Source organism: Pseudarthrobacter sp. 10T415 (assembly GCF_056394175.1).
In genome coordinates, this window is record NZ_JBFTHJ010000007.1 from 1 (window position 1) to 21995 (window position 21995).

At 66.8% G+C, this 21995-nt stretch carries 19 protein-coding genes; 10 read left to right on the forward strand and 9 right to left on the reverse strand.

Going from position 1 to position 21995, the window contains the following annotated elements; translation table 11 throughout:
• The 5 genes from AC1DBN_RS11150 to AC1DBN_RS11170 all read right to left on the reverse strand — a co-directional run.
• Positions 1-189: hypothetical protein (locus tag AC1DBN_RS11150; protein ID WP_477723204.1), on the reverse strand; the 189-nt coding region annotated here is incomplete at its 3' end.
• A gap of 219 nt (positions 190-408) precedes the next feature.
• Positions 409-1533, reverse strand: a complete 1125-nt coding sequence (locus AC1DBN_RS11155) for an adenylate/guanylate cyclase domain-containing protein (RefSeq protein ID WP_091719115.1) — start codon at positions 1531-1533, stop codon at positions 409-411.
• Positions 1523-2119 carry a PH domain-containing protein gene (locus AC1DBN_RS11160; RefSeq protein ID WP_091719113.1) on the reverse strand — a complete coding sequence of 199 codons (597 nt, stop codon included), beginning with the start codon at positions 2117-2119 and terminating at the stop codon, positions 1523-1525. The genes AC1DBN_RS11155 and AC1DBN_RS11160 overlap by 11 nt, the downstream gene beginning before the upstream one ends.
• Positions 2112-3020 carry a biotin--[acetyl-CoA-carboxylase] ligase gene (locus AC1DBN_RS11165; RefSeq protein ID WP_091719111.1) on the reverse strand — a complete coding sequence of 303 codons (909 nt, stop codon included), beginning with the start codon at positions 3018-3020 and terminating at the stop codon, positions 2112-2114. Before AC1DBN_RS11165 ends, AC1DBN_RS11160 begins: the two co-directional genes overlap by 8 nt.
• 56 nt (positions 3021-3076) lie before the next feature.
• Positions 3077-3964, reverse strand: a complete 888-nt coding sequence (locus tag AC1DBN_RS11170; RefSeq protein ID WP_091719109.1) for an SDR family oxidoreductase — start codon at positions 3962-3964, stop codon at positions 3077-3079.
• A 225-nt stretch (positions 3965-4189) separates the two neighbouring features.
• Between AC1DBN_RS11170 and AC1DBN_RS11175 the strand changes: the two genes are divergently transcribed.
• The 3 genes from AC1DBN_RS11175 (at position 4190) to AC1DBN_RS11185 (ending at position 7764) form a co-directional block, all read left to right on the forward strand.
• A complete protein-coding gene (locus AC1DBN_RS11175; RefSeq protein ID WP_477723205.1) occupies positions 4190-5773 on the forward strand; it encodes an acyl-CoA carboxylase subunit beta in 1584 nt (527 codons plus the stop codon).
• Positions 5770-6006 carry an acyl-CoA carboxylase subunit epsilon gene (locus tag AC1DBN_RS11180; RefSeq protein WP_091719108.1) on the forward strand — a complete coding sequence of 79 codons (237 nt, stop codon included), beginning with the start codon at positions 5770-5772 and terminating at the stop codon, positions 6004-6006. Before AC1DBN_RS11175 ends, AC1DBN_RS11180 begins: the two co-directional genes overlap by 4 nt.
• Before the next feature lie 69 nt (positions 6007-6075).
• Positions 6076-7764 (forward strand): DUF885 domain-containing protein, encoded by a 1689-nt coding sequence (locus AC1DBN_RS11185; RefSeq protein ID WP_477723206.1) that lies wholly within the window; start codon positions 6076-6078, stop codon positions 7762-7764.
• A 147-nt stretch (positions 7765-7911) separates the two neighbouring features.
• On the opposite strand, the gene AC1DBN_RS11190 is transcribed toward AC1DBN_RS11185, so the two are convergent.
• Positions 7912-8301, reverse strand: coding sequence for a VOC family protein (locus AC1DBN_RS11190; RefSeq protein WP_091723899.1), 390 nt, complete (start codon positions 8299-8301; stop codon positions 7912-7914).
• Positions 8302-8638: 337 nt separating this feature from the next.
• On the opposite strand from AC1DBN_RS11190, the gene AC1DBN_RS11195 reads away from it, so the two are divergent.
• Positions 8639-10078, forward strand: a complete 1440-nt coding sequence (locus AC1DBN_RS11195) for a dicarboxylate/amino acid:cation symporter (protein ID WP_477723207.1) — start codon at positions 8639-8641, stop codon at positions 10076-10078.
• A gap of 137 nt (positions 10079-10215) precedes the next feature.
• On the opposite strand, the gene AC1DBN_RS11200 is transcribed toward AC1DBN_RS11195, so the two are convergent.
• A complete protein-coding gene (locus AC1DBN_RS11200; RefSeq protein WP_477723208.1) occupies positions 10216-10791 on the reverse strand; it encodes a hypothetical protein in 576 nt (191 codons plus the stop codon).
• Between the two features lie 162 nt (positions 10792-10953).
• Here AC1DBN_RS11200 and AC1DBN_RS11205 point away from each other — a divergent pair, with 162 nt between their 5' ends.
• From AC1DBN_RS11205 to AC1DBN_RS11230, 6 genes are all read left to right on the forward strand, one after another.
• A complete protein-coding gene (locus AC1DBN_RS11205; RefSeq protein WP_477723209.1) occupies positions 10954-11673 on the forward strand; it encodes a TetR/AcrR family transcriptional regulator in 720 nt (239 codons plus the stop codon).
• 17 nt (positions 11674-11690) lie between these two features.
• The gene (locus AC1DBN_RS11210) at positions 11691-14213 is read left to right on the forward strand and encodes an MMPL family transporter (protein WP_477723210.1); all 2523 of its coding nucleotides are present in this window, start codon (positions 11691-11693) and stop codon (positions 14211-14213) included.
• A 9-nt stretch (positions 14214-14222) separates the two neighbouring features.
• Positions 14223-14873: a Maf family protein gene (locus AC1DBN_RS11215; protein ID WP_477723211.1), complete on the forward strand. Its 651-nt coding sequence runs from the start codon at positions 14223-14225 to the stop codon at positions 14871-14873.
• 142 nt (positions 14874-15015) lie between these two features.
• Positions 15016-16812, forward strand: coding sequence for an acetyl/propionyl/methylcrotonyl-CoA carboxylase subunit alpha (locus tag AC1DBN_RS11220; protein WP_477723262.1), 1797 nt, complete (start codon positions 15016-15018; stop codon positions 16810-16812).
• 16 nt (positions 16813-16828) lie between these two features.
• Positions 16829-17269 (forward strand): YybH family protein, encoded by a 441-nt coding sequence (locus tag AC1DBN_RS11225; RefSeq protein WP_477723212.1) that lies wholly within the window; start codon positions 16829-16831, stop codon positions 17267-17269.
• Positions 17270-17416: 147 nt separating this feature from the next.
• Positions 17417-18148, forward strand: coding sequence for a glutamine amidotransferase (locus AC1DBN_RS11230; protein WP_477723213.1), 732 nt, complete (start codon positions 17417-17419; stop codon positions 18146-18148).
• 213 nt (positions 18149-18361) lie between these two features.
• Here the strand turns inward: AC1DBN_RS11230 and AC1DBN_RS11235 are convergent, their stop codons facing one another.
• Both AC1DBN_RS11235 and AC1DBN_RS11240 read right to left on the reverse strand, forming a co-directional pair.
• Entirely contained in the window at positions 18362-19927 is a 1566-nt protein-coding gene (locus AC1DBN_RS11235) for an HNH endonuclease (protein WP_477723263.1), read from the reverse strand.
• Between the two features lie 495 nt (positions 19928-20422).
• Positions 20423-21835, reverse strand: coding sequence for an MFS transporter (locus AC1DBN_RS11240; RefSeq protein WP_091719087.1), 1413 nt, complete (start codon positions 21833-21835; stop codon positions 20423-20425).
• Between the last annotated feature and the right edge of the window lie 160 nt (positions 21836-21995).

The window sequence follows — 21995 nt, forward strand, 5'->3', positions numbered from 1 at the left end:
AATATCAAACGTCGACGACGCAGGAGTCACCGCCCCATCCAAAACACGCGACGGATAATTCAACCGCCCCACCGCATTCTTAGACTTCGACACCACCCACACACCACCGTCATTCAACTCCACCTCAGTGGTCTTAAACCCCGGATAGACGACGGCACCAACAACGAGGGCGGCGAGGGCAAGCCCCATGGCGGAGGTGCTGAAAAGGGGGGACTGGAGAAAGGGCCGGCGCCGGGGCGCAGCAGCAGCTTTTGCGCGCGCTCGTCCGCGAAGTCTCATGGAACGGTTCCCCCCGTGAAGTCCGGCAACGGCCGATGACCGGCATGCGGCAGCCGGGCAGAACAAATATAGCCTGTCTAGCTATCAAATGGACAAACCCTCCCCCGCTTTGACGGCAGGTGAAGAAGGTCAGTCGACGATCAGGCCCTTGCCCAGGCCACGGGTCAGGCGGACCGGCTTGATTTCGCCGAAACCACGGACGTTTTCCGGCGGTTGGGGCAGCATGACGAACCGTTCGTCATGTTCGAGTGCTGACGCGGTCATGGAGTCCACCAGCACCGTGCCGGGATCAGCCAGGGTGGTTAGCCGCGCAGCGAGGTTGACGGTGGGGCCGTAGATATCGCCAAGCCGGGACAGGATCCTGCCCCAGACCATGGCTACCCGGGCTTCCGGCAGGATTTCGTCCTCTGTGAAAGCCTGCGCCAGGGCCAGGGAGATCTCGGCGCCGGCCGCTGGGGTCTCGGCGATGTAGAGGACTTCATCGCCGACGGTCTTGACCAGGCGGCCGCCGCCGACGGAAATAATCTCGGCGCACTTGTTCTCGAACCGCTGCACCAGGCGGGCCAGTGTCTTCTCGTTCATCCGGCGCGAGAGGCTGGTGTAGGACACCAGGTCGGCGAAGCCTACGGCCCGCGCCAGCGGCAACGGAGCATCGTCCTCGTCGCCTTCGCGGCCTTCTTCGCTGGCCTGCAGTCCCGCTTCGGCCCGGACGGCCAGACGCTGGATGCCGGCATTGAGCTGGCGCCGCCACGAATAGACCAGCACTTCCTCGAGGGCATCCACCAGTGCCGGTAGCTCGTTGACCAGCCGCTTGCGGGCGACCGCATCGGTGACCCCCTGTTCGTGGACGAGGTCCTCCACCAGGGCTTCGATCTGCCACACCACCATGCGGTCCGTCATCTGGCCGATGGCGCGGGTGACGGAAATGGCCGCTTCCTCGGTCAGCTTTCCGCTGCGGACGAGGTCCACCACGGTTGACAGTGCCGCCTGGTCGCGTTCGGTGAAGGCAACGTCCTCGTCACCGAAGTTCGGGAACCCCAGTGCGCGCCAGAGTTTGCGCGCGGACAGCAGGGACAGGCCTGCGCCCGCTGCCACCTCGCGACGGCGGAGCTTGCGTTCGCCGCCGAGCAGCCGCGCTTCGAGGGCTTTCATGGCCAGGCGCTCTGCGGACATCGCTCCGGTGGGAGGGTGCGGGTCAGTGGCAGGGGACGGCGTGACCGGATCCACGAGCTCCTGCTGGTCCTCATCGTTCATTCCGTCCACCTTCTCTCATTTCCGTCGGCACTGCCCCGGAAGGGTAATCCCCTGCATCTCCGGGCGGGAGGCGCTCATCGGGCAGTTCCCCGATGGCGTCAAGGATGAAATCCCGGAACCTGGCGGCCTCCGGCACGTCCCGGAATGTCGTCACGCCCTCATACCCGGTTTCCAAGGATATATTCCCGGAGCGCAGGAGGCGTTGAAGCACGCCCTCGTGGACTGTGAGGTTGCGGACGGAGAGGAGGTTGACCTGCTCTTCGCGCCGCCGGAAGATGCCGGACCTGGCCACCATCCGCCGGCTCGTGAGGGTATAGCGTGTCGCGTGCCAGCGCATCAGCCGCGGGAGGCAGTAGCCCAGCCACACCCACGCCGCAGCCAGCACGCAGGCCGTCACCAGCCACGGGGTCCAGCGTGCCTCCAGGGCCGGAACCAGGCGCCGGGCTTCCCCGCGCACGATCCAGGCGGACGCGAATGCCGCCACCGCGGGGGCGATGATGAATGCGGCGGCGGGGCCGGCCAGTTTCCTGGGTTGCGGGCGGGTGGTGACGATGACCTGTTCGCCGGGAACGAGGTCCTTACGCATAACCACCTTGGCCGGCGTCTTCCGGTGCGGTCCAGGGCCGCAGGTGCACCACGTCCCCCGCGGTGACCACATGCTCGCGTGAATCCTTGTCCACCACCAGCAGTGAGCCGTATTCGTCCAGGCGGGAAGCATGGCCAATGATCTCGTGGTCGCCCGGCAGCTGCGCCCGTACCTGCCGGCCCAGCGTCACCATGACGGACTCGACGCGCTTATGCAGGGACGGGCCGCCTGCCATGCCTGCCGTGGGGTCGCCGTCGGCGTTGCAAAAACTCCGGTAGAGCACCGCAAAGTGGGACAGGTAGCTCTTCAGCAGCTGGGTCCGGTCGGTGGTCTGCGCCCCCTCAAGGAACACCGAGGTGGCCGTGGGGACCGGCAGTTCGTCCTCGTGAAGGGTGACGTTCAGGCCGGTGCCCAGCACCACCGGCGGGACGGTGCCGTCCGCCATGGGGCCCATCTGGGCCAGGATGCCGGCAATCTTCCGGCCGCGGACCAGGACATCATTGGGCCATTTGAGTTCGGCCGGGATGCCCGCCGTTTCCAGCAGGGTTTCGCGGAGCGCCAGGGCCGCAATGAGCGAGAGCCATGAGTAGCTCTGCGTTGGCAGCGGCCGGCCCTCGGCATTAACGGGCCGCAGCACAACGGAAACGGAGACCGAACTTAGGGGCGGCGCTTCCCAGTGCCTTTCCAGGCGTCCCCGGGCAGCGGTCTGGTACTCGGCCGTCAGCACGGACAGATCCGGCCAGGACGCGGGCTCCACAGTCACTGCCCGGAGCAGGTCGGCGTTGGTGGAGCCGGTGGAGTCCACCACGTCGAGCCGGGCGATGCCGGCGGCGGACAGGAAGCGCTGATCGCCCAGCTCCGACCTGTCCAACGGGATACCGGGGATATGCGCTTCAGCCATAGCTAAATCCTACCGAGCCAGGGAATGCCGCCGCACCGGCGGCCTGCCCCTTGCCGCTACAGGAAAATGTCCGGAACCAGCCGGTCCTCCGGGGCCCCCAGGCTGTAGGGGCGGAAATCGGAAACCCCTGCCGCCGCCAGCACCTGCTCGTCGGTGTAGAAATTGCCCGTGGCCTGCCCGCCTGCGGGCAGGTTGCTTCCGGTCAGGATGGCGTGGGCGGCGTCGGCCATGATCTGGGGTCCGCGTGCGGCCTGGACGATGGCCTCGCCCTGCGGCATGTTCCTGATCGCGGCCGTGTCGATCAGGGTGCAGGGCCACAGCGAATTGACGCTGATCCGGTGGTCCTTCAGCTCCTCGGCCAGGCCCAGCGTGGTCAGGCTCATCCCGTATTTGGCCATGGTGTAGGCCAGGTGCCGGCCGGCCCAGTGTGGATCCAGGTTCAGTGGCGGGGACAGCGTGAGGATGTGCGCATTGCCGGACGCGCGCAGCGCCGGCAGCGCGAGCTTGGAGAGCAGGAAGGTCCCGCGGACGTTGATGTCCTGCATGAGGTCGTACTTTTTCATGTCCACGGCATCGGTGGTGGACAGGTCAATGGCGGAGGCGTTGTTAACAACGACGTCGATGCCGCCGAAGCGGTCCACGGCCTCGGCCACGGCGCGGGCCACGTCCTGGTCGTTGCGGACATCCCCCACCAGGGGCAGTGCACCGCCGCCCGCCTCGGTCAGTTCCTGCGCGGCGGTAAACACCGTGCCGGCGAGTTTGGGGTGGGGTTCGCCGGTTTTGGCCATCAGGACGATGTTGGCGCCGTCCGCCGCCGCCCGCCGCGCGATGGCAAGGCCGATGCCGCGGCTGCCCCCGGACATCAGGATGGTCTTCCCGCGAAGCGAACCGGAGGCCCGGTAGGGGCTGGCGGCAGCGGTCAAAGCGTCGTTGCTCGAAGTCATGGAAACACTGTAACCCAGATAAGTTACCGGCGAGTAACATAGTGGTCTGGGTGAGGGCACGGCAGAAAATTGTAGGTTCCCTACAGCCGCGGGCACTCAAACCGTCATTAGACTTGCCAGCAGGGTTCGTTTTTTGTGTGGAAGCTACTTAAGCGCCTCCAGAGCACAGCCCGTCAACAGACTCAGCGACACTGAACCAATCTGCAACAGAGCCGGAGATACTTGATGAGCCACGATCTGACAACGACAGCGGGAAAGATTGCCGATTTCCGCGACCGCCAGGCACGTGCCGAACAGCCCTCCGGCCCCGAGGCCGTCGAAAAGCAGCATGCGCGCGGCAAGAACACCGCACGCGAGCGCATTGCCCTGCTGCTGGATGAGGACTCGTTCGTCGAGTTCGACGCCCTCGCAGTGCACCGCTCCACCGCCTTCGGCATGGAAAAGAAGAAGCCCCTCGGCGACGGCCTGGTGTCCGGCTACGGAACCGTGGACGGCCGTCCCGTGGCGGTCTACAGCCAGGACTTCAGCGTGTACGGCGGTTCGCTGAGCCAGGTCAACGGCGAGAAGATCGTCAAGGTGCAGGAATTCGCCCTGCGCAACGGCTGCCCGGTGGTTGGCATCCTCGACGGCGGCGGCGCCCGCATCCAGGAAGGCGTCGCCTCGCTGGCCATGTTCGCCGATATCTTCCGGAACAACGTGCACGCGTCCGGCGTCGTGCCCCAGATCTCCCTCATCATGGGCCCCTCCGCCGGCGGCGCCGCCTACTCCCCCGCCCTCACCGACTATGTGGTGATGGTGGACAAGACGTCCCACATGTTCATTACCGGCCCCGACGTCATCAAGACCGTCACGGGCGAGGATGTGGATATGGAAACCCTCGGCGGGGCGCGCCAGCACAACGCCACCACCGGCACGTCCACGTACCTCGCCTCGGATGAAGGGGACGCAATCGAGTTCGTCCGCGAACTCCTGGACTTCCTGCCCTCCAACAACCTGTCCGAGGCCCCGGTCCTCGAACACGCCCAGGAAAACGCGGTCAACGACGACGACCTCGCCCTCGACACGCTGATCCCCGATTCAGCCAACCAGCCCTACGACATGCGGGCTGTCGTTGAGCAGATCGTCGACGACGGGCACTTCCTGGAGATGCAGGCCCTCTACGCACCGAACGTCATGATCGGCTACGGCCGGGTGGAAGGCCACACCGTGGGAATCGTGGCCAACCAGCCGCTGCAGTTCGCCGGAACCCTGGACATTGCCGCCTCCGAAAAAGCTGCCCGCTTCGTCCGGAACTGCGACGCCTTCAACATCCCCATCATCACGCTGGTGGACGTTCCGGGCTTCCTGCCGGGCAAGGACCAGGAGTTCCAGGGCATCATCCGCCGCGGCGCCAAGCTGCTCTACGCGTACGCCGAGGCTACTGTGCCCAAGCTGACGGTCATCACCCGCAAGGCCTATGGCGGCGCGTACATCGTCATGGGTTCCAAGAAGCTCGGGGCGGACCTCAACCTGGCGTGGCCCACCGCGCAGATCGGCGTGATGGGCGCACAGGGCGCCGTCAACATCCTTTACCGCCGCGACCTCGCTGCAGTAGCCGAGGACGGCGGCGACGTCGAAGCCCGCCGCGCCGAGGTCATCCGGCAATACGAGGAAGAACTCCTGAACCCCTACCAGGCGGCCGAACTCGGCTACGTCGACGCCGTGATCGCACCGTCCAATACCCGGCTGCAGATTGTCCGGGGCCTGCGCGCCCTCCGCGACAAGCGCGCCAGCCTCCCGGCCAAGAAGCACGGGAACATCCCGCTGTGAGCGCCACCGGAACGCCGGACCCGGAAGAAACCGCCGCGGCCCCCCTGCTCTCTGTTGTCAAGGGGCAGCCGAACGCCGAGGAACTCGCTGCGCTCACCGCCGTCGTACTCTCCCTCGGCGGCCAGGAAGCGGCCAAGCCTGCCGCGCCAACCGCACGGCACTGGGCGCGGCGGCAACGGCTGGGCCTTGCCCCAACGCCCGGCCCGGGCGCCTGGAAGCGCAGCAAGGGCTAGCCACCGGCGACGGCGGGGGCCCGCACCGGCGCGTTCCTCGCCCGGGGCGCGCCGCCGGGCTAGTCTCGGATGGTGACTACCGACACTTCCCCCGCCGCACGTCCGCACACCCGCATCGACGCCGTCGCGGACGCCTATACGGACACCCTCGTCCGCCTGAATCCGTCGCTGGCGACCACCCTGGGACTGCCGGGCCGCGAAACCGAGTACCAGGATTTCTCGCCCGCAGGCATCGCCGAGTTCGCAGAGGTGGCCCGCAAGGCGCTTACCGACCTTGAGGGCCTGGAGCCTGAGGATGACGTTGACGCCGTCACGCTGGACGCCATGCGCGAGCGGCTTGGGCTGCAGCTGCTGATCCACGCCTCCGGGTGGGAGTACGCGGACCTGAACAACATTGCCTCGCCCGCGCAGGACATCCGCGCGATTTTCGACCTCATGCCCACCGCCACGGATCAGGACTGGGAGCACATCGCCGGCCGCGCGCAGAACGTGCCCGCCGCCGTCGAAGGCTACATCGAGTCCCTGCGCCTTGCGCGCGACGCCGGCCGGGTGGCCGCGGCCCGCCAGGTGAACATCGTCATCGAACAGGCCACGAAGTACGCCGCCGCGGACGGATTCTTCGCCAAGCTCGCCGCCGGCGCCGCCACCGAAACCGGCCCGCTGGGCACCGCCCTGCAGGAGAAGCTCGACGCCGGGGCTGCCGCCGCCCGCCGCGCCTACACCGGGCTTGCCGAGTTCCTCCGCACCAACCTGCTGCCCGCCGCACCGGAGAAAGACGCAGTGGGTAAGGCCCGCTATGCGCTGGCATCACGGTCCTTCCTGGGCGCCACCGTGGACCTGGAGGAAACGTACGCCTGGGGCGTGCAGGAACTGGACCGCCTGATCGCTGAACAGGAGGTGGTGGCCGGGACCATCAAGGCCGGCGCCTCCATCGCCGAAGCCAAAGAAATCCTGAACAACGATCCTGCCCGGCAGATCAAAGGCACCGACGCGCTCAAAGTCTGGATGCAGGAACTCTCCGACAAGGCCGTCGCGGAGCTGGCCGGCGTCCACTTCGACATCCCGGACGTCATGAAGAAACTGGAATGCCTCATCGCCCCCACCGATGAAGGCGGCATCTACTACACCGGCCCCTCCGACGACTTCACCCGCCCCGGACGGATGTGGTGGTCCGTTCCCGCGGGCGAGGACACCTTCACCACTTGGGCCGAAACCACCACCGTCTACCACGAAGGCGTCCCCGGCCACCACCTTCAGGTGGCCACCGCCACCTACCGGCGCGAACTGCTCAACAAGTGGCGGCGCAACATCTGCTGGACCTCCGGGCACGGCGAAGGCTGGGCCCTCTACGCGGAAAAGCTCATGCAGGAACTCGGATACCTCGACGACGCGGGCGACCACATGGGAATGCTGGACATGCAAAGGATGCGCGCAGCCCGGGTGGTGTTCGACATCGGCGTCCACCTGGAACTGGAGGTGCCCGCACGCTGGGGCACCGGCACGTGGACCCCGGACAAGGGATACGGGTTCCTCAAAGCCAACCTGCCCATCAGCGAAGGACAGCTCAACTTCGAGTTCACCCGCTACCTGGGCTGGCCAGGCCAGGCGCCCTCCTACAAAGTGGGCCAGCGCCTCTGGGAACAGATCCGCGCGGAACTTGAGTCACGGCCAGGGTTCGACCTCAAGGAGTTCCACACCAAGGCCCTGAACATCGGCTCTGTTGGACTCGATACGCTACGGCGGGCGCTGCTCTCATAACTGCCTGCGTGGCCGGGGCCTGGTCCGGGGCGGCGAGGGCGCACTCTCTGGCTGCCTGAGTCCTTCGCGATGAGAAAACGACGGGGGTGCTTCGGGCCGTCCCGTTACCCAAGGTCGGTTAAAGGAGATGCCGCCGCCCGGGTCGGCTCACGCACCCTGTTGGTCTGCAGGTGGGTGTTCGGCCACGCAGAAGAGGTTCCCCTCCAAATCAGCAAGAGTTGTCCACTGCACGTGTGGGAATTCATCCAGAACGTCCCACCGGTAGGTGGCCCCGAGGCTCAGGAGGCGATCGACCTCTGCCTGTCGTGACCCCCAGGGGACAGTCAGGTCGAGGTGGAACGCTTGGTGCTCGGGGCGGGGACCCTTCATGGGTTGGAAGAACATCGCGAACCCTCCGGGACCAGCAGGTGGCAGGTAGACGCTGTCACCACCGGGCGAGGGCAAGGCGCCGGTTACGGACGCCCAAAATTCGGCAAGCGCGGCTGGATCCTGGGCCTCCATGTTGATCGCACCAAGGGCGATCTGATGAGTCGTCATTTTTGCAACGCTAGCAGGACCCAGAGCGCCTCCGTTTGTGCACGCCGGCGCGGGAACCTTGCCGACCGCAGTCCAGCTGGGAACGTCCAAATCCGCTGACAACATCATTGAGATTCCTTCGTCGCTATGACACAAACTGTCGGAAGGCTCCCTCACCGAGCTGTGCGCACCGCACCGCACGGCGAGATGTTAAGCACACCTCTCCCGGGAATAAGTAACAAAACCCGCCGCCTTCCTTGGTTTTCCGGGATTTTCTGTTTCTTCCCGGGCCTGGGCATGCGTAATATTTCTCAATATTGTTTCGACGTGATATTGGCTTCGGACCTAGCGTATTCGGGTGAGCACTCAGACAAGCACCCCCTCCCCCGCAGGGAAGACGGGCTTCCAGCTTCCCAAGTGGGCTGGATCGTTCGGCTTCCAAATCATCGCCGCACTCATCGTGGGCCTGGCCCTCGGCCTGCTGGCCAAGTACACCGGCAGCACCAAGACCAACCCCAACGGCCTCGGCGCAACACTGCAGACCATCGGCTCCAGCTACGTGTCGCTGCTGCAGACCGCCGTCGTACCCTTGATCTTCACGGCCGTGGTGAGCTCCATCTCCAACCTTCGCCAGGTTTCCAACGCCGCCCGGCTGGCTTGGAACACCCTGCTGTGGTTCGCCATCACGTCCCTGATCGCGGTGCTGATCGGCATCGGCCTGGGCGTCCTGCTGCAGCCCGGCGCCAACACCGGAATCACTGAAGAAGCCAAGTACGCAGGTAAGTCCGGCGACTGGTGGTCCTTCCTGATCGGTCTCTTCCCGAAGAACTTCCTCGGCCTGGGCGCGAGTTCCACGGTTGCCGAATCCGGGGCCGTAACCACCTCCGTCAGCTTCAACGTGCTGCAGATCCTGGTGATCGCCATCGCCGTCGGCGTTGCCGCCCTCAAGGTGGGCAAGGCAGCCGAGCCCTTCCTGAACCTCAACGCCTCCGCCCTCGCCGTGATCCAGAAGGTCCTTTGGTGGATCATCCGCATCGCGCCGCTGGGCACCGTCGGCCTGATCGGTAACGCCGTCGCCGTTTACGGCTGGGACACCATCGGCTCCCTGGGCAAGTTCACGGTTGCCATCTACGCCGGACTGGCCCTGGTGCTGTTCGTTGTGTACCCCATCCTGGTCCGCACCCACGGCCTGTCCGTCAAGCAGTACTTCTCCGGTGTCTGGCCGGCCGTCCAGCTGGCCTTCGTTTCCCGCTCGTCCGTGGGAACCCTGCCGCTCACCCAGCGCGTCACCGAGCGCAGCCTGGGCGTCCCCCGCGGCTACGCCTCGTTCGCCGTCCCGCTGGGCGCCACCACCAAGATGGACGGCTGCGCCGCGATCTACCCGGCCATCTCCGCCATCTTCGTGGCCCAGTTCTTCGGCATCCAGCTCGACTTCAGCCAGTACCTGCTGATCGCCCTGGTCTCCGTCCTGGGATCCGCTGCGACGGCCGGCACCACCGGCGCCGTGGTGATGCTAACGCTGACGCTCTCAACGCTGGGACTGCCGCTGGCCGGCGTCGGACTGCTCCTTGCCATCGACCCGATCCTGGACATGGGCCGTACCGCCGTCAACGTGGCAGGCCAGGCCCTGGTCCCCACCATCGTGGCCAAGCGCCAGGGCATCCTGGACGAAGCGCTGTACAACGCGCCCCGCAACGGCACCCCCTTCGTTGACGACGACGCCGCCAACAACGGTGCCGCAACGGACGGTACTGCTGCCGAAACCGCGCCCCGCGAACTGCAGGACGCCAAGGCATAGTCAACGCAGGTGCCGCCAGGCGCCACGAATGTGCAATCACAGGAAGTCCCCGGGAATTCTCCCGGGGACTTCCTGTTGTCCCGGGCTGTTGCCCCTGGACGCTAACCCCCGGCCTGCCGGGGCCCTCAGGCGCGCGGTCAGTGTCCGCCGCCGCCGATCACCCCGTTCTGGACCGCCTTGGTCACGGCGTCCGCCTCGGCCTGGGTCAGCTTTCCATCCGTAACGGCCTGGTCCAGGCGGGTCTTCAGCGCTGCGGCCCGGTCTGCCTGTTCCGCGCTGCGGAGCTCGTCGAGCGCCGCCGTTACCTTGGCCTCGTCAATTCCGAGCGATGCTGCCAGGGACTTGGCCAGCGCAGCTTCGCGGGCGGCCATGTCAGGCTTCTGGCCCTCGGCCGGCGGTCCACTGGGCTTGTTGGCCTCACGGAAAGCCTTCAATGCGTCAGTGACTTTCGCCTCGTCCGCACCAAGCTTCTCCGCCAGTGCCGACGCCTGGACGCCGCCGCGTTCACCTCCGCGTCCTCCGTGGCGGCCCATGCCGTCATGGCCGGTGCCGGAGCCCGTGCCTGTGCCGGCATCGGCAGAGGCACTGGAACTGGCGCTCGGTGAGGGGGTTGGCGTCGTCGTGGCAGAGGCAACTCCCGCCACCCCAATGCCGGCACCCACGGCAAGCGCCGCGGCCGACAGGCCGAGCGCCATCTTCTTCCTGCGTGACATTCTCTTCTCCTGCTCCGCCGTCGCCAGACGGCTGCTGTGGTTGGACCCTTTCCGGGTCCTACCAAGCATCGGTGCGCAGGTTCGGTAAAGGCTGTTGGGAGCCTTTCATTCTCCTGTGAATTTAACTTGCTCACTGTGCAAACTTGCACGTAGTGTAAGAGCGTGAATTCACCCTCGTCCCCGCCTGACGCGCCCGCGGCTCCCTCACGCCGCGAACTGAACAAGGCGGCAACCCGGCAGGCCATTACGGACGCCGCACTGGCGCTGCTCCGGTCCAAGGGGCCCGGCGGCTTCACGGCCGAAGACATCGCCGAGGCTGCCGGCATCTCCCGGCGCACCTTCTTCAACTACTTCAACAGCACCGACGCAGCCCTGGCGTCCGTGACCCACGGCTTCCTGGATATTGTCATCCGGCAACTGCAGCTGCGGCCGGCGGAGGAACCGCTGCTGGAGGCGGCACAGGCTGCCCTCATGGCCCTGGCGGACCCCAGGACGGTGGAGCCCCTGGCCGAGCTGTTCGCCCTGACCCAGCACAGCCAACTGATGGCCCACACCGAACTCGAGGCCTGGGACCACTGCCGCGCCCAGGTCTTCACCGTGGCACGGGACCGGGTGGCAGCAATGCCGGACGGTTCGGACGAGCTGTACGTCCACGCACTGGCCGGCTCCGTCATCTCCTGCGGCAAGGCCGCCATGGAGGTCTGGTTCAGCCGCCGCGGACCCGACCTGTCCCCCGCCTCCCTCGCCGAACTCCGGCAACTCCTTATCGACGCCATGGCCCTCCTGGGCTCCGGCTTCACCCCGCCGGCCGGTGCCGGCAATTCCACCGCGCCGGCCACCCCGGCCCGCCCGTCAGCCCCATCAGCCGCCCACTCCTCCTGACCAGATCGGTTTCCCTCATGGCACTGCTGCTCTACCGCCTTGGCAAGTTCTCCTACCGCCGGCGCTGGCTGGTCCTTTCGCTATGGCTCGTGGCGCTGGTTGCCGTCGGCGGCTCCGCCGCGGCTTTCCACGGCACCCTGTCCAACAATTTCCAGATCCCCGGTACGGAAACGCAGCGGATTGCGGACAAGCTGAAGGAAGACCTTCCGTCCGCATCCGGCGGCACGGCCACGATCGTTTTCGAAGCAGCCGACGGCGGCTTCACCGACGCCAGCCGGGCGGCGGTCACTGACGCCCTGAAGAAGCTCGAAACGCTCCCGGAGGTCCGCGGCACCGTGGACCCGTTCGCCACCCAGGCCCAGGTGGACCAGGCCGGGCAGGCCATCACCGACGGTGAGCAGCAGCTGGCCGCAGGGCAGGCCAGGCTGGATGCCTCCAAGACGCAGCTGGACGCCGGAAAGGCACAGCTGGAGGCAGCAGAGCAGCAGATGGTGGCCGCCGGTGCTCCGGCAGCGGCCATCGAGGCTCAACTGGGCCAGCAGAAGGCCGCAGCGGCCGAGGGCCAGGCAAAATACGACGCCGGAGCGAAGGAACTTGAGGCCAGCAAGGCCAAGCTGGAACTGGGCAAGCGGCAGGCCGAAGCATCCTCGGCCATCCGCTTCGTCTCCGAGGACGGCAAGGCTGCCGTAGCCCAGGTGCAGTTCAACGGCTCCATCAACGGGCTGAGCCCCGAGGTCCGGCAACAGGTCCAGGACATCGCGCACGCGACCTCCGCTGCCGGCGTCACAGCCCTGGCCAGCAAGGAAATCACCGAGGACATCTCCGAGCTGTTCGGCATCGCGGAAATCATCGGCATCGCCGTCGCAGCCCTGGTGCTGATCATCATGCTCGGCACCCTGGTGGCGGCCGGCCTCCCGCTCCTGATGGCGATCATCGGCGTCGGCGTGGGCGTAGGCATCACCTTCGCGTTGTCCGGCCTCTTCGACATGAGCTCCATCTCCCCCATGCTGGCGCTTATGCTGGGCCTCGCCGTCGGCATCGACTACTCACTGTTCATCGTCAACCGGCACCGCACCCAGCTCCTGGCCGGCATGGATCCAGAGGAATCCGTGGCCCGCGCCACGGGGACATCCGGCAACGCCGTGGTGTTCGCCGGCCTGACCGTCATCATCGCCCTCGCCGCCCTGGTGGTCCCCGGCCTGCCGTTCCTTGCCGTCATGGGCCTGGCGGCCGCCGGCACGGTGGCCGTGGCGGTCCTCGTCGCCATCACCCTCACCCCGGCCATGCTGTCCCTCATCGGCCGCCGCATCATCTCCAAGCGGGCCTGGGCCAAGGCCAACGCCCACAACGCAGAGCCCGGCCACGAAGCGGCCGACGACGCAAAGGACCGCGAACGCAGCACCCGCGGCTGGGGCGGCCTGGTAACCCGGCACCCCGTGCTCGCCATGGTGGCCGGCGTCATCCTGCTGGGCACGCTGGCCATCCCGGCCACCCAGCTGCAGCTCGCCCTGCCCGACGGCGGCTCCGAACCGGTGGATTCCGAGGCCTACCAGGCCTACGACGTCACTGCCCGCAGTTTCGGCGAAGGCGTCACCGGCCCCATCGTTGCCGTAGGAGAGTTCCCCGCCGGGCTGGACGAGGCCGCAGCCACCACCTTGCAGTACGACATTGCGGACAAGCTCCGGTCAGTGGACAACGTGGTGGCAGCCGTACCGGTAGCCATCAGCGAAGACCGCCGCACCGCCGTCTTCCAGGTCATCCCGGAGGAAGGCCCGGCCAGCGCCAGCACGGTCAAGGTCGTCTCGGAACTCCGCGGCCTGAACGACGAAATCAAGGCCGACTACGACGTAGCCATGGGCCTCACCGGGCAGACCGCCGGCAACATCGACGTCTCCACCAAGCTCGGTGACGCCCTGCCGCCCTACCTGGCCATCGTCGTCGGGCTGTCCCTGATCCTGCTGCTGCTGGTGTTCCGCTCCATCGTGGTGCCGCTCCTGGCCACGGGCGGCTTCCTGCTTTCGCTGGCTGCCGCGTTCGGCGCCGTGGTGGCCGTCTACCAGTGGGGCTGGCTGGGCACCGTGTTCGATGTCGCCAACCCCGGCGCAGTCCTGAGCTTCCTGCCGATCATCCTGATCGGCGTACTGTTCGGCCTGGCCATGGACTACCAGGTGTTCATCGCTTCCGGCATGCGCGAGGCGTACATGCACGGATCCACCGCGAAGGAGGCCGTGCGGGTGGGCTTCCGCCACGCCGCCGCCGTGGTGACCGCCGCCGCCATCATCATGGTCAGCGTGTTCGCGGGCTTCATCTTCAGCCACCTCACCATGGTCCGGCCGCTCGGCTTCGCGATGGCGTTCGGTGTGCTGCTGGATGCGTTCGTGGTCCGGATGACCATTGTCCCCGCCGTCATGTACCTGCTCGGCGAAAAGTCCTGGTGGCTCCCGCGCTGGCTGGACCGCCTCCTGCCGGACGTGGACGTGGAAGGCGCCAAGCTCAGCCGGCCGGAGAACGCGAAGGCGTCCGCAGAGCTGGTCCACTAGGCTGATTCCGTGGTCCGCCTGATACTTGCCTCCCAGTCCCCCGCCCGCACCAAACTCCTGGCCGAAGCCGGCATCCGGCACACCGTGCTGGTCTCCGACGTGGATGAGGACGCCGTGCAGGCGCGCTACGGCGTGACTGATCCGCACGACACCGCCCTCCTGCTGGCCCGGGCCAAGGCCGAGGCCGTGGCGGCGCTCCCGGACTCCGAGGGCGCATTGGTCCTTGGCTGCGACTCGGTATTCGAGTTCGACGGCGAGGCGCACGGCAAGCCCTACACGGCCGACGTCGCACGGGAGCGGATGCTCCGGATGAGCGGCAGCTCCGGGGTGCTGCACACAGGACACTGGCTGGTGGACTGCCGGGATACGGACACGGACGACGACGGCGGTGACGGCGCCGGATCCGGCGCCACCCTCGGCGCGGTTGCCTCAGCCGAGGTCGCCTTCCTGGACATGGACGCTGCGGAAATCGACGCGTACATCGCCACCGGCGAGCCGCTGCACTGCGCTGGGTCTTTCACCATTGACGGCCTGGGCGGGGCCTTCATCCGGAAGGTCGACGGCGACCCGCACGCCGTCGTCGGCCTGTCCGTTTCCACCCTCCGGGGGCTGCTGGCCGCTGCAAACGTGCGCATCACCGATCTCTGGCCACCGCGCTGAAAGGCGGCGAATTACACCGGACTTGTAGCTTCCCTACAAAGCATTGCCGGTTTACACGCGGATTCCGCAAGTAATATCGGCGGAACCTCCAAAACCGCGCTAGGCTCCCTGAAGGAAAGAAGGAGACGCCTTGTCAGCAAATATGGAGCAGTCCGCCGGTACCACGCAGCAGAGCCTCACCAAGGTGCTGATCGCCAACCGCGGTGAAATTGCGGTGCGCATCATCCGCGCCGCCCGCGACGAGGGCATCGCCTCCGTGGCGATCTACGCCGACCCGGACCGCGACGCCCTGCACGTCCGCCTTGCTGACGAAGCCTATGCCCTGGGCGGTAACACCGCCGCCGAGTCGTACCTGGTGATGGACAAGATCATCGACGCCGCCCGGCAGTCCGGTGCGGATGCCATCCACCCCGGCTACGGCTTCCTGGCCGAAAACGCCGAGTTCGCGGCCCGCGTGATCGAGGCCGGCATCACCTGGATCGGCCCGTCCCCCGAAGCGATTTCCGCCCTGGGCGACAAGGTCCAGGCCCGCCACATCGCTGAAAAGGTGGGTGCGCCCCAGGTTCCCGGCACCGCCGATCCTGTGCAGTCGGCCGAGGAGATCCTCGAGTTCGTGGACAAGTTCGGCCTGCCCGTGGCCATCAAGGCTGCTTTCGGCGGCGGCGGACGCGGCATCAAGGTTGCCCGCACCCGCGAAGAAATCCCCGAACTGTTCGAGTCCGCGGTCCGTGAGGCCACCGCAGCCTTCGGCCGCGGCGAATGCTTCATCGAGCGCTTCCTGGACGCTCCCCGGCACGTTGAAACCCAGTGCCTCGCCGACGCCCACGGCAACGTTGTGGTGGTCTCCACCCGCGACTGCTCGCTGCAGCGCCGCAACCAGAAGCTCGTCGAAGAAGCACCGGCGCCGTTCCTCACCCCCGAGCAGAACCAGCGACTATACGAATCCTCCAAGGCCATCCTGAAGGAAGCCGGCTACCTCGGTGCCGGTACCTGTGAATTCCTGGTGGGCCAGGACGGCACCATCTCCTTCCTTGAGGTCAACACCCGCCTGCAGGTGGAGCACTGCGTGTCCGAGGAAGTCACCGGCATCGACCTGGTCCGCGAACAGTTCCGCCTGGCCCGCGGCGAGGAGCTGGGCTACGGCGACCCCGAGGTCCGCGGCCACTCCATCGAGTTCCGCATTACCGGTGAAGATCCGGGCCGGAACTTCATGCCCGCCCCGGGCACCATTGCCACGCTGAAGAACCCGACCGGCCCCGGCATCCGGATTGATTCCGGTGTGGAGCAGGGTGACGTCATCAGCGGCAACTTCGACTCCATGCTGTCCAAGCTGGTGGTCACCGGAGCTACCCGCACCCAGGCCCTGCAGCGCTCACGCCGCGCCCTGGAGGAGATGGTGGTGGAAGGCATTCCCACCGTCATCCCGTTCGACCTCGCCGTGGTCAGCAACCCCGATTTCGCTCCGGCGGAGGGCCCCTTCAAGGTGCACACGCGTTGGATCGAGACGGAGTTCAACAACGATCTGCCGGCCTGGAACCCCCACGGCGCCGCCGAAACCGAGGACGCCGAAGAACGCCAGCGCGTGGTGGTCGAGGTAGGCGGCAAGCGCCTCGAAGTGGTGCTCCCGGCCTCCCTGGGTTCGTTGAGCGCCGGCGCCGCTCCTGCGGCGAAGTCCGGTAAATCCAAGAAGCGCGCTCGGTCCGGCGGCCCCGCTGCCGCAACCGGCAACGCGCTCACCTCCCCCATGCAGGGCACCATCGTGAAGGTGGCTGTGTCTGAGGGCGACGTTGTAGCCGAGGGTGACCTGGTAGTGGTCCTGGAGGCCATGAAGATGGAGCAGCCCCTCACGGCGCACCGTTCCGGAACCATCACGGGCCTGAAGGCTGTTGCAGGCGAGACGGTGTCCGCGGGCGCCGTAATCGCCACCATCGAAGACTGACGGGCCGGAGGCACCCATGCTGGCACCCAGTTTCCAGGAAGAAGTGGCCCGCTACCACGAGGCGGTTCCGGAGATCACCCGGGGCAACACCGGCCCCATCAAGGACCTCTACTCCCGGCTCGAGGACGTAACTCTCGCCAACCCGTTCGGCGGCATCGCTAAAGGTTGGGCACAGGTTGAAGCCCGGCTGGACCAGGCCGCCCGGCAATTCCAGGACGGCGAGATGCTCGGCTTCGACACCATCACGTCGTACACGGCGCGCGACACCGCCTACCTGGTGGAAACCGAGCACTTCCGTGCCCGGCTGGACGGTGCTGCGGCTACCGAGGAGTTCGCCCTCCGGGTAACCAGCATCTTCCGCCGCGAGGAGGGCTACTGGAAGCTGGTGCACCGCCATGCCGATCCGGCTGCGCGGCCCCAGTCCCGCAGGTCGCTGGCCCAAGCGACGGCCGGCTGAACCAGCCTGTAGCGCGCCGCCCGGCGGCTCGAGAGTCCGACCTGACCGGGCCGACTACGGATTAGCCTTTCCACACCACGCAGCAGCCCGGAGCTATCCGCTCCGGGCTGCTGGCGTATGGCGGGCCATTGCAGGCACACTTAGCAGGTGTTGCCTTTCCTGCTCCTGGCCTCCCGGGCCGAAGACGCCGCCGCCGATGATGAGTACGCCGCCTACCTGAGGTACGGCGGCTTGGAGGAGCGGGAGCTGCGACGGATCCGGCTTGAAGCGGCTCCCCTGCCCGAACTGGACCTCTCCGAATACTCTGGCGTGATTGTGGGCGGCAGTCCGTTCACCTCCAGCGATCCGCCAGAGGACAAGAGCCCCGTCCAGCACAGGGTGGAACAGGAACTGTCAGGCCTGCTGGACCAGCTGGTGGCCCGCGATTTCCCGTTCCTGGGTGCGTGTTACGGGGTAGGGACACTGGGCAGGCACCAAGGCGCCGTAATCGACCGGACGTACGGCGAGCCGCTCGCGGCCGTGGAGATCGGCCTCACCGATGCCGGCTTGCAGGACCCGCTGCTGAAGGGGATGCCGCAGGCGTTCACCGCTTTTGCCGGCCACAAGGAAGCCTGCAGTTCGCTGCCGGCCCATGCGGTACGCCTGGCAGGATCCGCAGCCTGCCCCGTGCAGATGTTCCGGGTCCGGTCAAACCTCTACGCCACCCAATTCCACCCCGAACTCGACGCGGAGGGCCTGGTAACGCGCATCGACATTTACCGCGACGCCGGCTACTTTCCTCCGGAGTCCGCCGAAGACCTGATGGCCGACGCCCGGAAGTTCACCGTGACCGAGCCTATGAAGATCCTGCGAAACTTCGTGGAGCGTTACGCGGCCTGAGCTGCCGGGATTCCGAGCTTCCGAGCTTCCGAGCTTCCGAGCTTCCGAGCTTCCGAGCTTCCGAGCTTCCGAGCTTCCGAGCTTCCGAGCTTCCGAGAGCGACCATAGGGGCAGGGACGGATCACCGGCAATCGCATCCCCATCATGCGCTTCGCTCAAGCCTCCCGCTGCCGCCTGGCCCTCCTGGCGACATCCTTTTCGCGCCCTGGAGGGTCAGCGCGCCAAGGCCCAGGGAACGCCGGCTTGATGACGCGGCCCAGAACTTGGACGGATGGTCGTGGGGGCGGGGGCTTGCCGGGTGCCCGCGCCGGGGCTCCTGCTGTGCCCGCATGTTTGCTTGGGCTGGCTGGCGTGGGTGAAGGCTGTCCCGGGCAGTGGTGGTGCGGTGGAGTGGTAGGTGTGGCCGGTGGGTGTTCGGAGCTTGACGGTGTGGCGCGCGACTTGCCTGGTCTCGGGTTGTCCGTCGGGGAACTGTTTGGGGTCAGGAAGCTGCGCGGTTTCGGGTACTGGGACGGGTGTTGAACTCCAGCCGGGGCTTTCTTTGGTGTGGTTGCAGGCTTCGCAGAGTCCTTGGCCGTTGGAGGCTGTGGTGTCGCCGCCGTGGTGCCAGGGGTTGATGTGGTCGTGGTGGCGGATGGGTGCGTCGCAGTATGGGGTGCGGCAGGTGTCGTCGCGGGTTTGGAGGAAGCGTTTGAGTCCTGCCGGGAAGAGCCGGGCTTTGGAGTCCATCCCGATGAGGTCACCGGTGCCGGGGGCGGTGTAGAGCCGCCGGACCCACACAGCCATCGCGGACTCGGGCTGGTCTCCGGTTTCCTCACCCGCTCTGTTGCCGGCAGGGTTCCCGGGTGCGCCGCTGATACCAGTGCCGGTCGTACCGCTGCCACTGCGGCTGCGGCTGCGGCTGCGGCTGGGGCTGGGGCTGCGGCTGCGGCTGCGGCTGCCGGTCCTATCCATACCGCCGCCGGTGGTGGTGCAGGTACCTGGGTGGTGTCCGGTGGCCAGTTCGCGGGCCCATTGGGCGGGGACGATGCCGTAACCGGTAAGTCGGGCGGGTTCAGAGTCGGCCTGGAGGAGGGTCCGGTCGGTCATGACGAGCTGGACCTCGACCCCGCTGATCCCGCCCGGGGTCCCGGTGATCCGTTCGACGAGGGTGTCGGCCATGGCCTGGCCCGTGGACCGGCCGTCCCCGGCTGAACGGAGGGTGCCGGCTTCCCTGGTGAGGGCGGCGTAGGCGGCGACGCCCTCGGCGACGGGCAGCAGCGCGGTCAGGCGGGCCATGGTGTCCGGCGCCGGGCGCAGGCTGACCGTCCGTGCACCCACGGCTTTTGCGGCGCGCCGGGCCACGGAAGCAGGATCCCGCCGGTAGGCGGCGGCCTTGACCGCGGAGATGATGGTCCGGTCCCCGGCACCATCGAAGGTGCCGGTATCGGCGGCGAGTTCCTCATCCACCCCTGCACGGTCCTCGGGTGAGAGGCAGATGGTTTCTTTCACGACAAGGGTGGTGCGCCACTCGCTCAACCGCCCGGAACGGAACGCAGCGAAAGTGTGGGGCATCCCGGTCAGGGTCCTGGCCAGTCCCAGCAGCCGACCTCCCCGGGACGGGGATTCCCGGCGTGCCAGCGCCACCTGCGCCCCGACCCCGGCGCCCTGCTCGCCGGCCGGGACACCGGCAGCGGCCTGCTCCCGCCGCTGGGCCAGGTCAAAAGCGACAGTGATCTCGGCCTGCCTCGCCGCCGCAACAGCCTTCACATCCTCAAGCTGCCGGAGCTGGTCGATCATCCCCGCACCATCACCAGCAACCGGCACCACCGCCAAAATCCTCAACGCATCACCCACGCTCGGGGCATGCGCGGCCACCGAACGGGCGTCAGCAGCAATTGGGATACGGACTACTGAGGGGGGCGCGGACGTGTGCTGGAAAGCAGGTGCCGCGGCGGCTGCATGCCCCGCCTCCGCTGCCGTCACGCCAACCGTCTCCATGACCAAAGTCTTCCAGCACCCACTGACATTCCCCACGCCCCCAAAGCCCTATGTGCAAAACCCCGAAGCAGGGATGGGACTCCCCCGGTGAACTGCTTCCTGCGCCCCAAACGAACAGCAACCGGCGGCACCACCCGTGGCGCCGCCGTCGTACGTACATGCCATGTCCGTGTCCGTGTCCATGTCCAAAGGCGAGGCAACCTCGGAGCGGCGAAGGCCGCCGGAGGAACCCTTCAGAAAAGGAAAATGCCCGGACAGTCCAGGGACTGTCCGGGCATTCCTGCAAGGCTGGGGTCAGGCTACGTTGTTCTCGTAGTCGAGGTCCCGGGTTTCCTTGCTGACGAACAGCGCGATGAGGGTCAGCACGGCCATGGACGTCAGGTAGACACCCACCAGTACCGGGCTGCCGTCGGCGAGCTCCCACAGCGCCACGGCGATGAACGGCGCAACTGCCGCACCCAGGATGCTGGAGAAGTTGTAGCTGATGGCCGATCCCGTGTAGCGGACGTTCGTGGGGAACAGCTCCGGCAGGAGCGCGCCCATCGGCCCGAAGGTCAGTCCCATGAGCGAGAAGCCCAGGATCAGCAGGGCCATGGTGCCCACGAAGCCGCCGCTGAACAGCGGAACGAAGAGCAGGCCGAAGGCGAAGATGCCGGCGGTAACACCGATCAGCATCTTCCGGCGGCCATACTTCTCAGCAAGCGGACCGGAAACCAGGGTGAAGATGCCGAAGAACACGACGCCGGCAATCAGCATCCAGAGGAAATCGTTGCGGGTGTAGCCCAGGCCCGGAACAAACGCCGCCGCGGCGGCTTCGGACATCGGCTTTCCGGCCTTCTCGGCGGCCGCCTTGGCCGCGTCGAGGCTGGAGGCACGTGTGCCGTAGGTCAGGGTGAACGTGGTCATCAGGTAGAAGAGCACGTACGTGGCGAGCATGATGAAGGTACCCAGGATCAGCTGGCGCCAGCTGGTCTTGAAGACGCGGCCCAGGGGCAGCTTGGCGACCTCGTTGGACTCGATCACTTTGGTGAACGCCGGGGTTTCGATCAGCTTCAGCCGCACGTAGAGGCCGATGATCACCATGACTGCGCTGAGCAGGAACGGAACACGCCAACCCCAGGCCTGGAAGGCAGCGGGTGAGAGCGTGTAGCTGGCCACCAGGAAGATGACGTTGGCGATGATGAAGCCGATGGGAGCGCCGAGCTGCGGGAACGTGCCGTAGATGGCGCGCTTGTTGGCCGGTGCGTTCTCAGTGGCCAGCAGGGCCGCCCCGCTCCATTCGCCGCCAAGGGCCAGGCCCTGGGCGAAGCGCATGACTACCAGCAGCGCCGGTGCCCAGAACTCCCAGCCCGGTACCAGCGCAGTGGGCAGGCATCCGATGAGGAAGGTGGCAATGCCCATGGTGAGCAGCGAGGCCACCAGGGTCCCCTTGCGGCCGAACTTGTCGCCGAAGTGCCCGAAGACGATGGACCCCAGCGGGCGGGCGACGAAGGCCACACCGAAAACCGCGAAGGAGCTCAGGAGCTGGGTTGTCTCGTTCTGGCCGGGGAAGAACAGCTGCGGGAAGACGAGGACCGCCGCAGTTGCGTAGACATAGAAATCATAGAACTCGACCGTGGTGCCGATCAGGCTGGCGACGATCACACGGCCGCGGGAGTTCACCGGCTGGGGTGAACCGGGCACCGTGGAGGTGTCGGTGGAAGACATGTGTAAACGCTTTCGTGAGAAACCGGCCGGATACAGCGGGCTGCCCCGGCGCGAAATAGTTAGAGTTCAATATTAGTTCCGCTGGTCCAGTCAATGGACGAAAGGTCCAGTATTTGGACCTGTGCTGTGCGTCTCACTTTTTGGGCACCTTCGCATCCTA

Excerpts from the sequence above, each read along its gene's own strand:
- AC1DBN_RS11155 (WP_091719115.1), bottom strand. The coding sequence starts at position 1,533 with ATGAACGATGAGGACCAGCAGGAGCTCGTGGATCCGGTCACGCCGTCC.
- AC1DBN_RS11160 (WP_091719113.1), bottom strand. The coding sequence starts at position 2,119 with ATGCGTAAGGACCTCGTTCCCGGCGAACAGGTCATCGTCACCACCCGC.
- AC1DBN_RS11165 (WP_091719111.1), bottom strand. The coding sequence starts at position 3,020 with ATGGCTGAAGCGCATATCCCCGGTATCCCGTTGGACAGGTCGGAGCTG.
- AC1DBN_RS11170 (WP_091719109.1), bottom strand. The coding sequence starts at position 3,964 with ATGACTTCGAGCAACGACGCTTTGACCGCTGCCGCCAGCCCCTACCGG.
- AC1DBN_RS11175 (WP_477723205.1), top strand. The coding sequence starts at position 4,190 with ATGAGCCACGATCTGACAACGACAGCGGGAAAGATTGCCGATTTCCGC.
- AC1DBN_RS11185 (WP_477723206.1), top strand. The coding sequence starts at position 6,076 with ATGGTGACTACCGACACTTCCCCCGCCGCACGTCCGCACACCCGCATC.
- AC1DBN_RS11190 (WP_091723899.1), bottom strand. The coding sequence starts at position 8,301 with ATGACGACTCATCAGATCGCCCTTGGTGCGATCAACATGGAGGCCCAG.
- AC1DBN_RS11200 (WP_477723208.1), bottom strand. The coding sequence starts at position 10,791 with ATGTCACGCAGGAAGAAGATGGCGCTCGGCCTGTCGGCCGCGGCGCTT.
- AC1DBN_RS11210 (WP_477723210.1), top strand. The coding sequence starts at position 11,691 with ATGGCACTGCTGCTCTACCGCCTTGGCAAGTTCTCCTACCGCCGGCGC.
- AC1DBN_RS11220 (WP_477723262.1), top strand. The coding sequence starts at position 15,016 with ATGGAGCAGTCCGCCGGTACCACGCAGCAGAGCCTCACCAAGGTGCTG.
- AC1DBN_RS11225 (WP_477723212.1), top strand. The coding sequence starts at position 16,829 with ATGCTGGCACCCAGTTTCCAGGAAGAAGTGGCCCGCTACCACGAGGCG.
- AC1DBN_RS11235 (WP_477723263.1), bottom strand. The coding sequence starts at position 19,927 with ATGATCGACCAGCTCCGGCAGCTTGAGGATGTGAAGGCTGTTGCGGCG.
- AC1DBN_RS11240 (WP_091719087.1), bottom strand. The coding sequence starts at position 21,835 with ATGTCTTCCACCGACACCTCCACGGTGCCCGGTTCACCCCAGCCGGTG.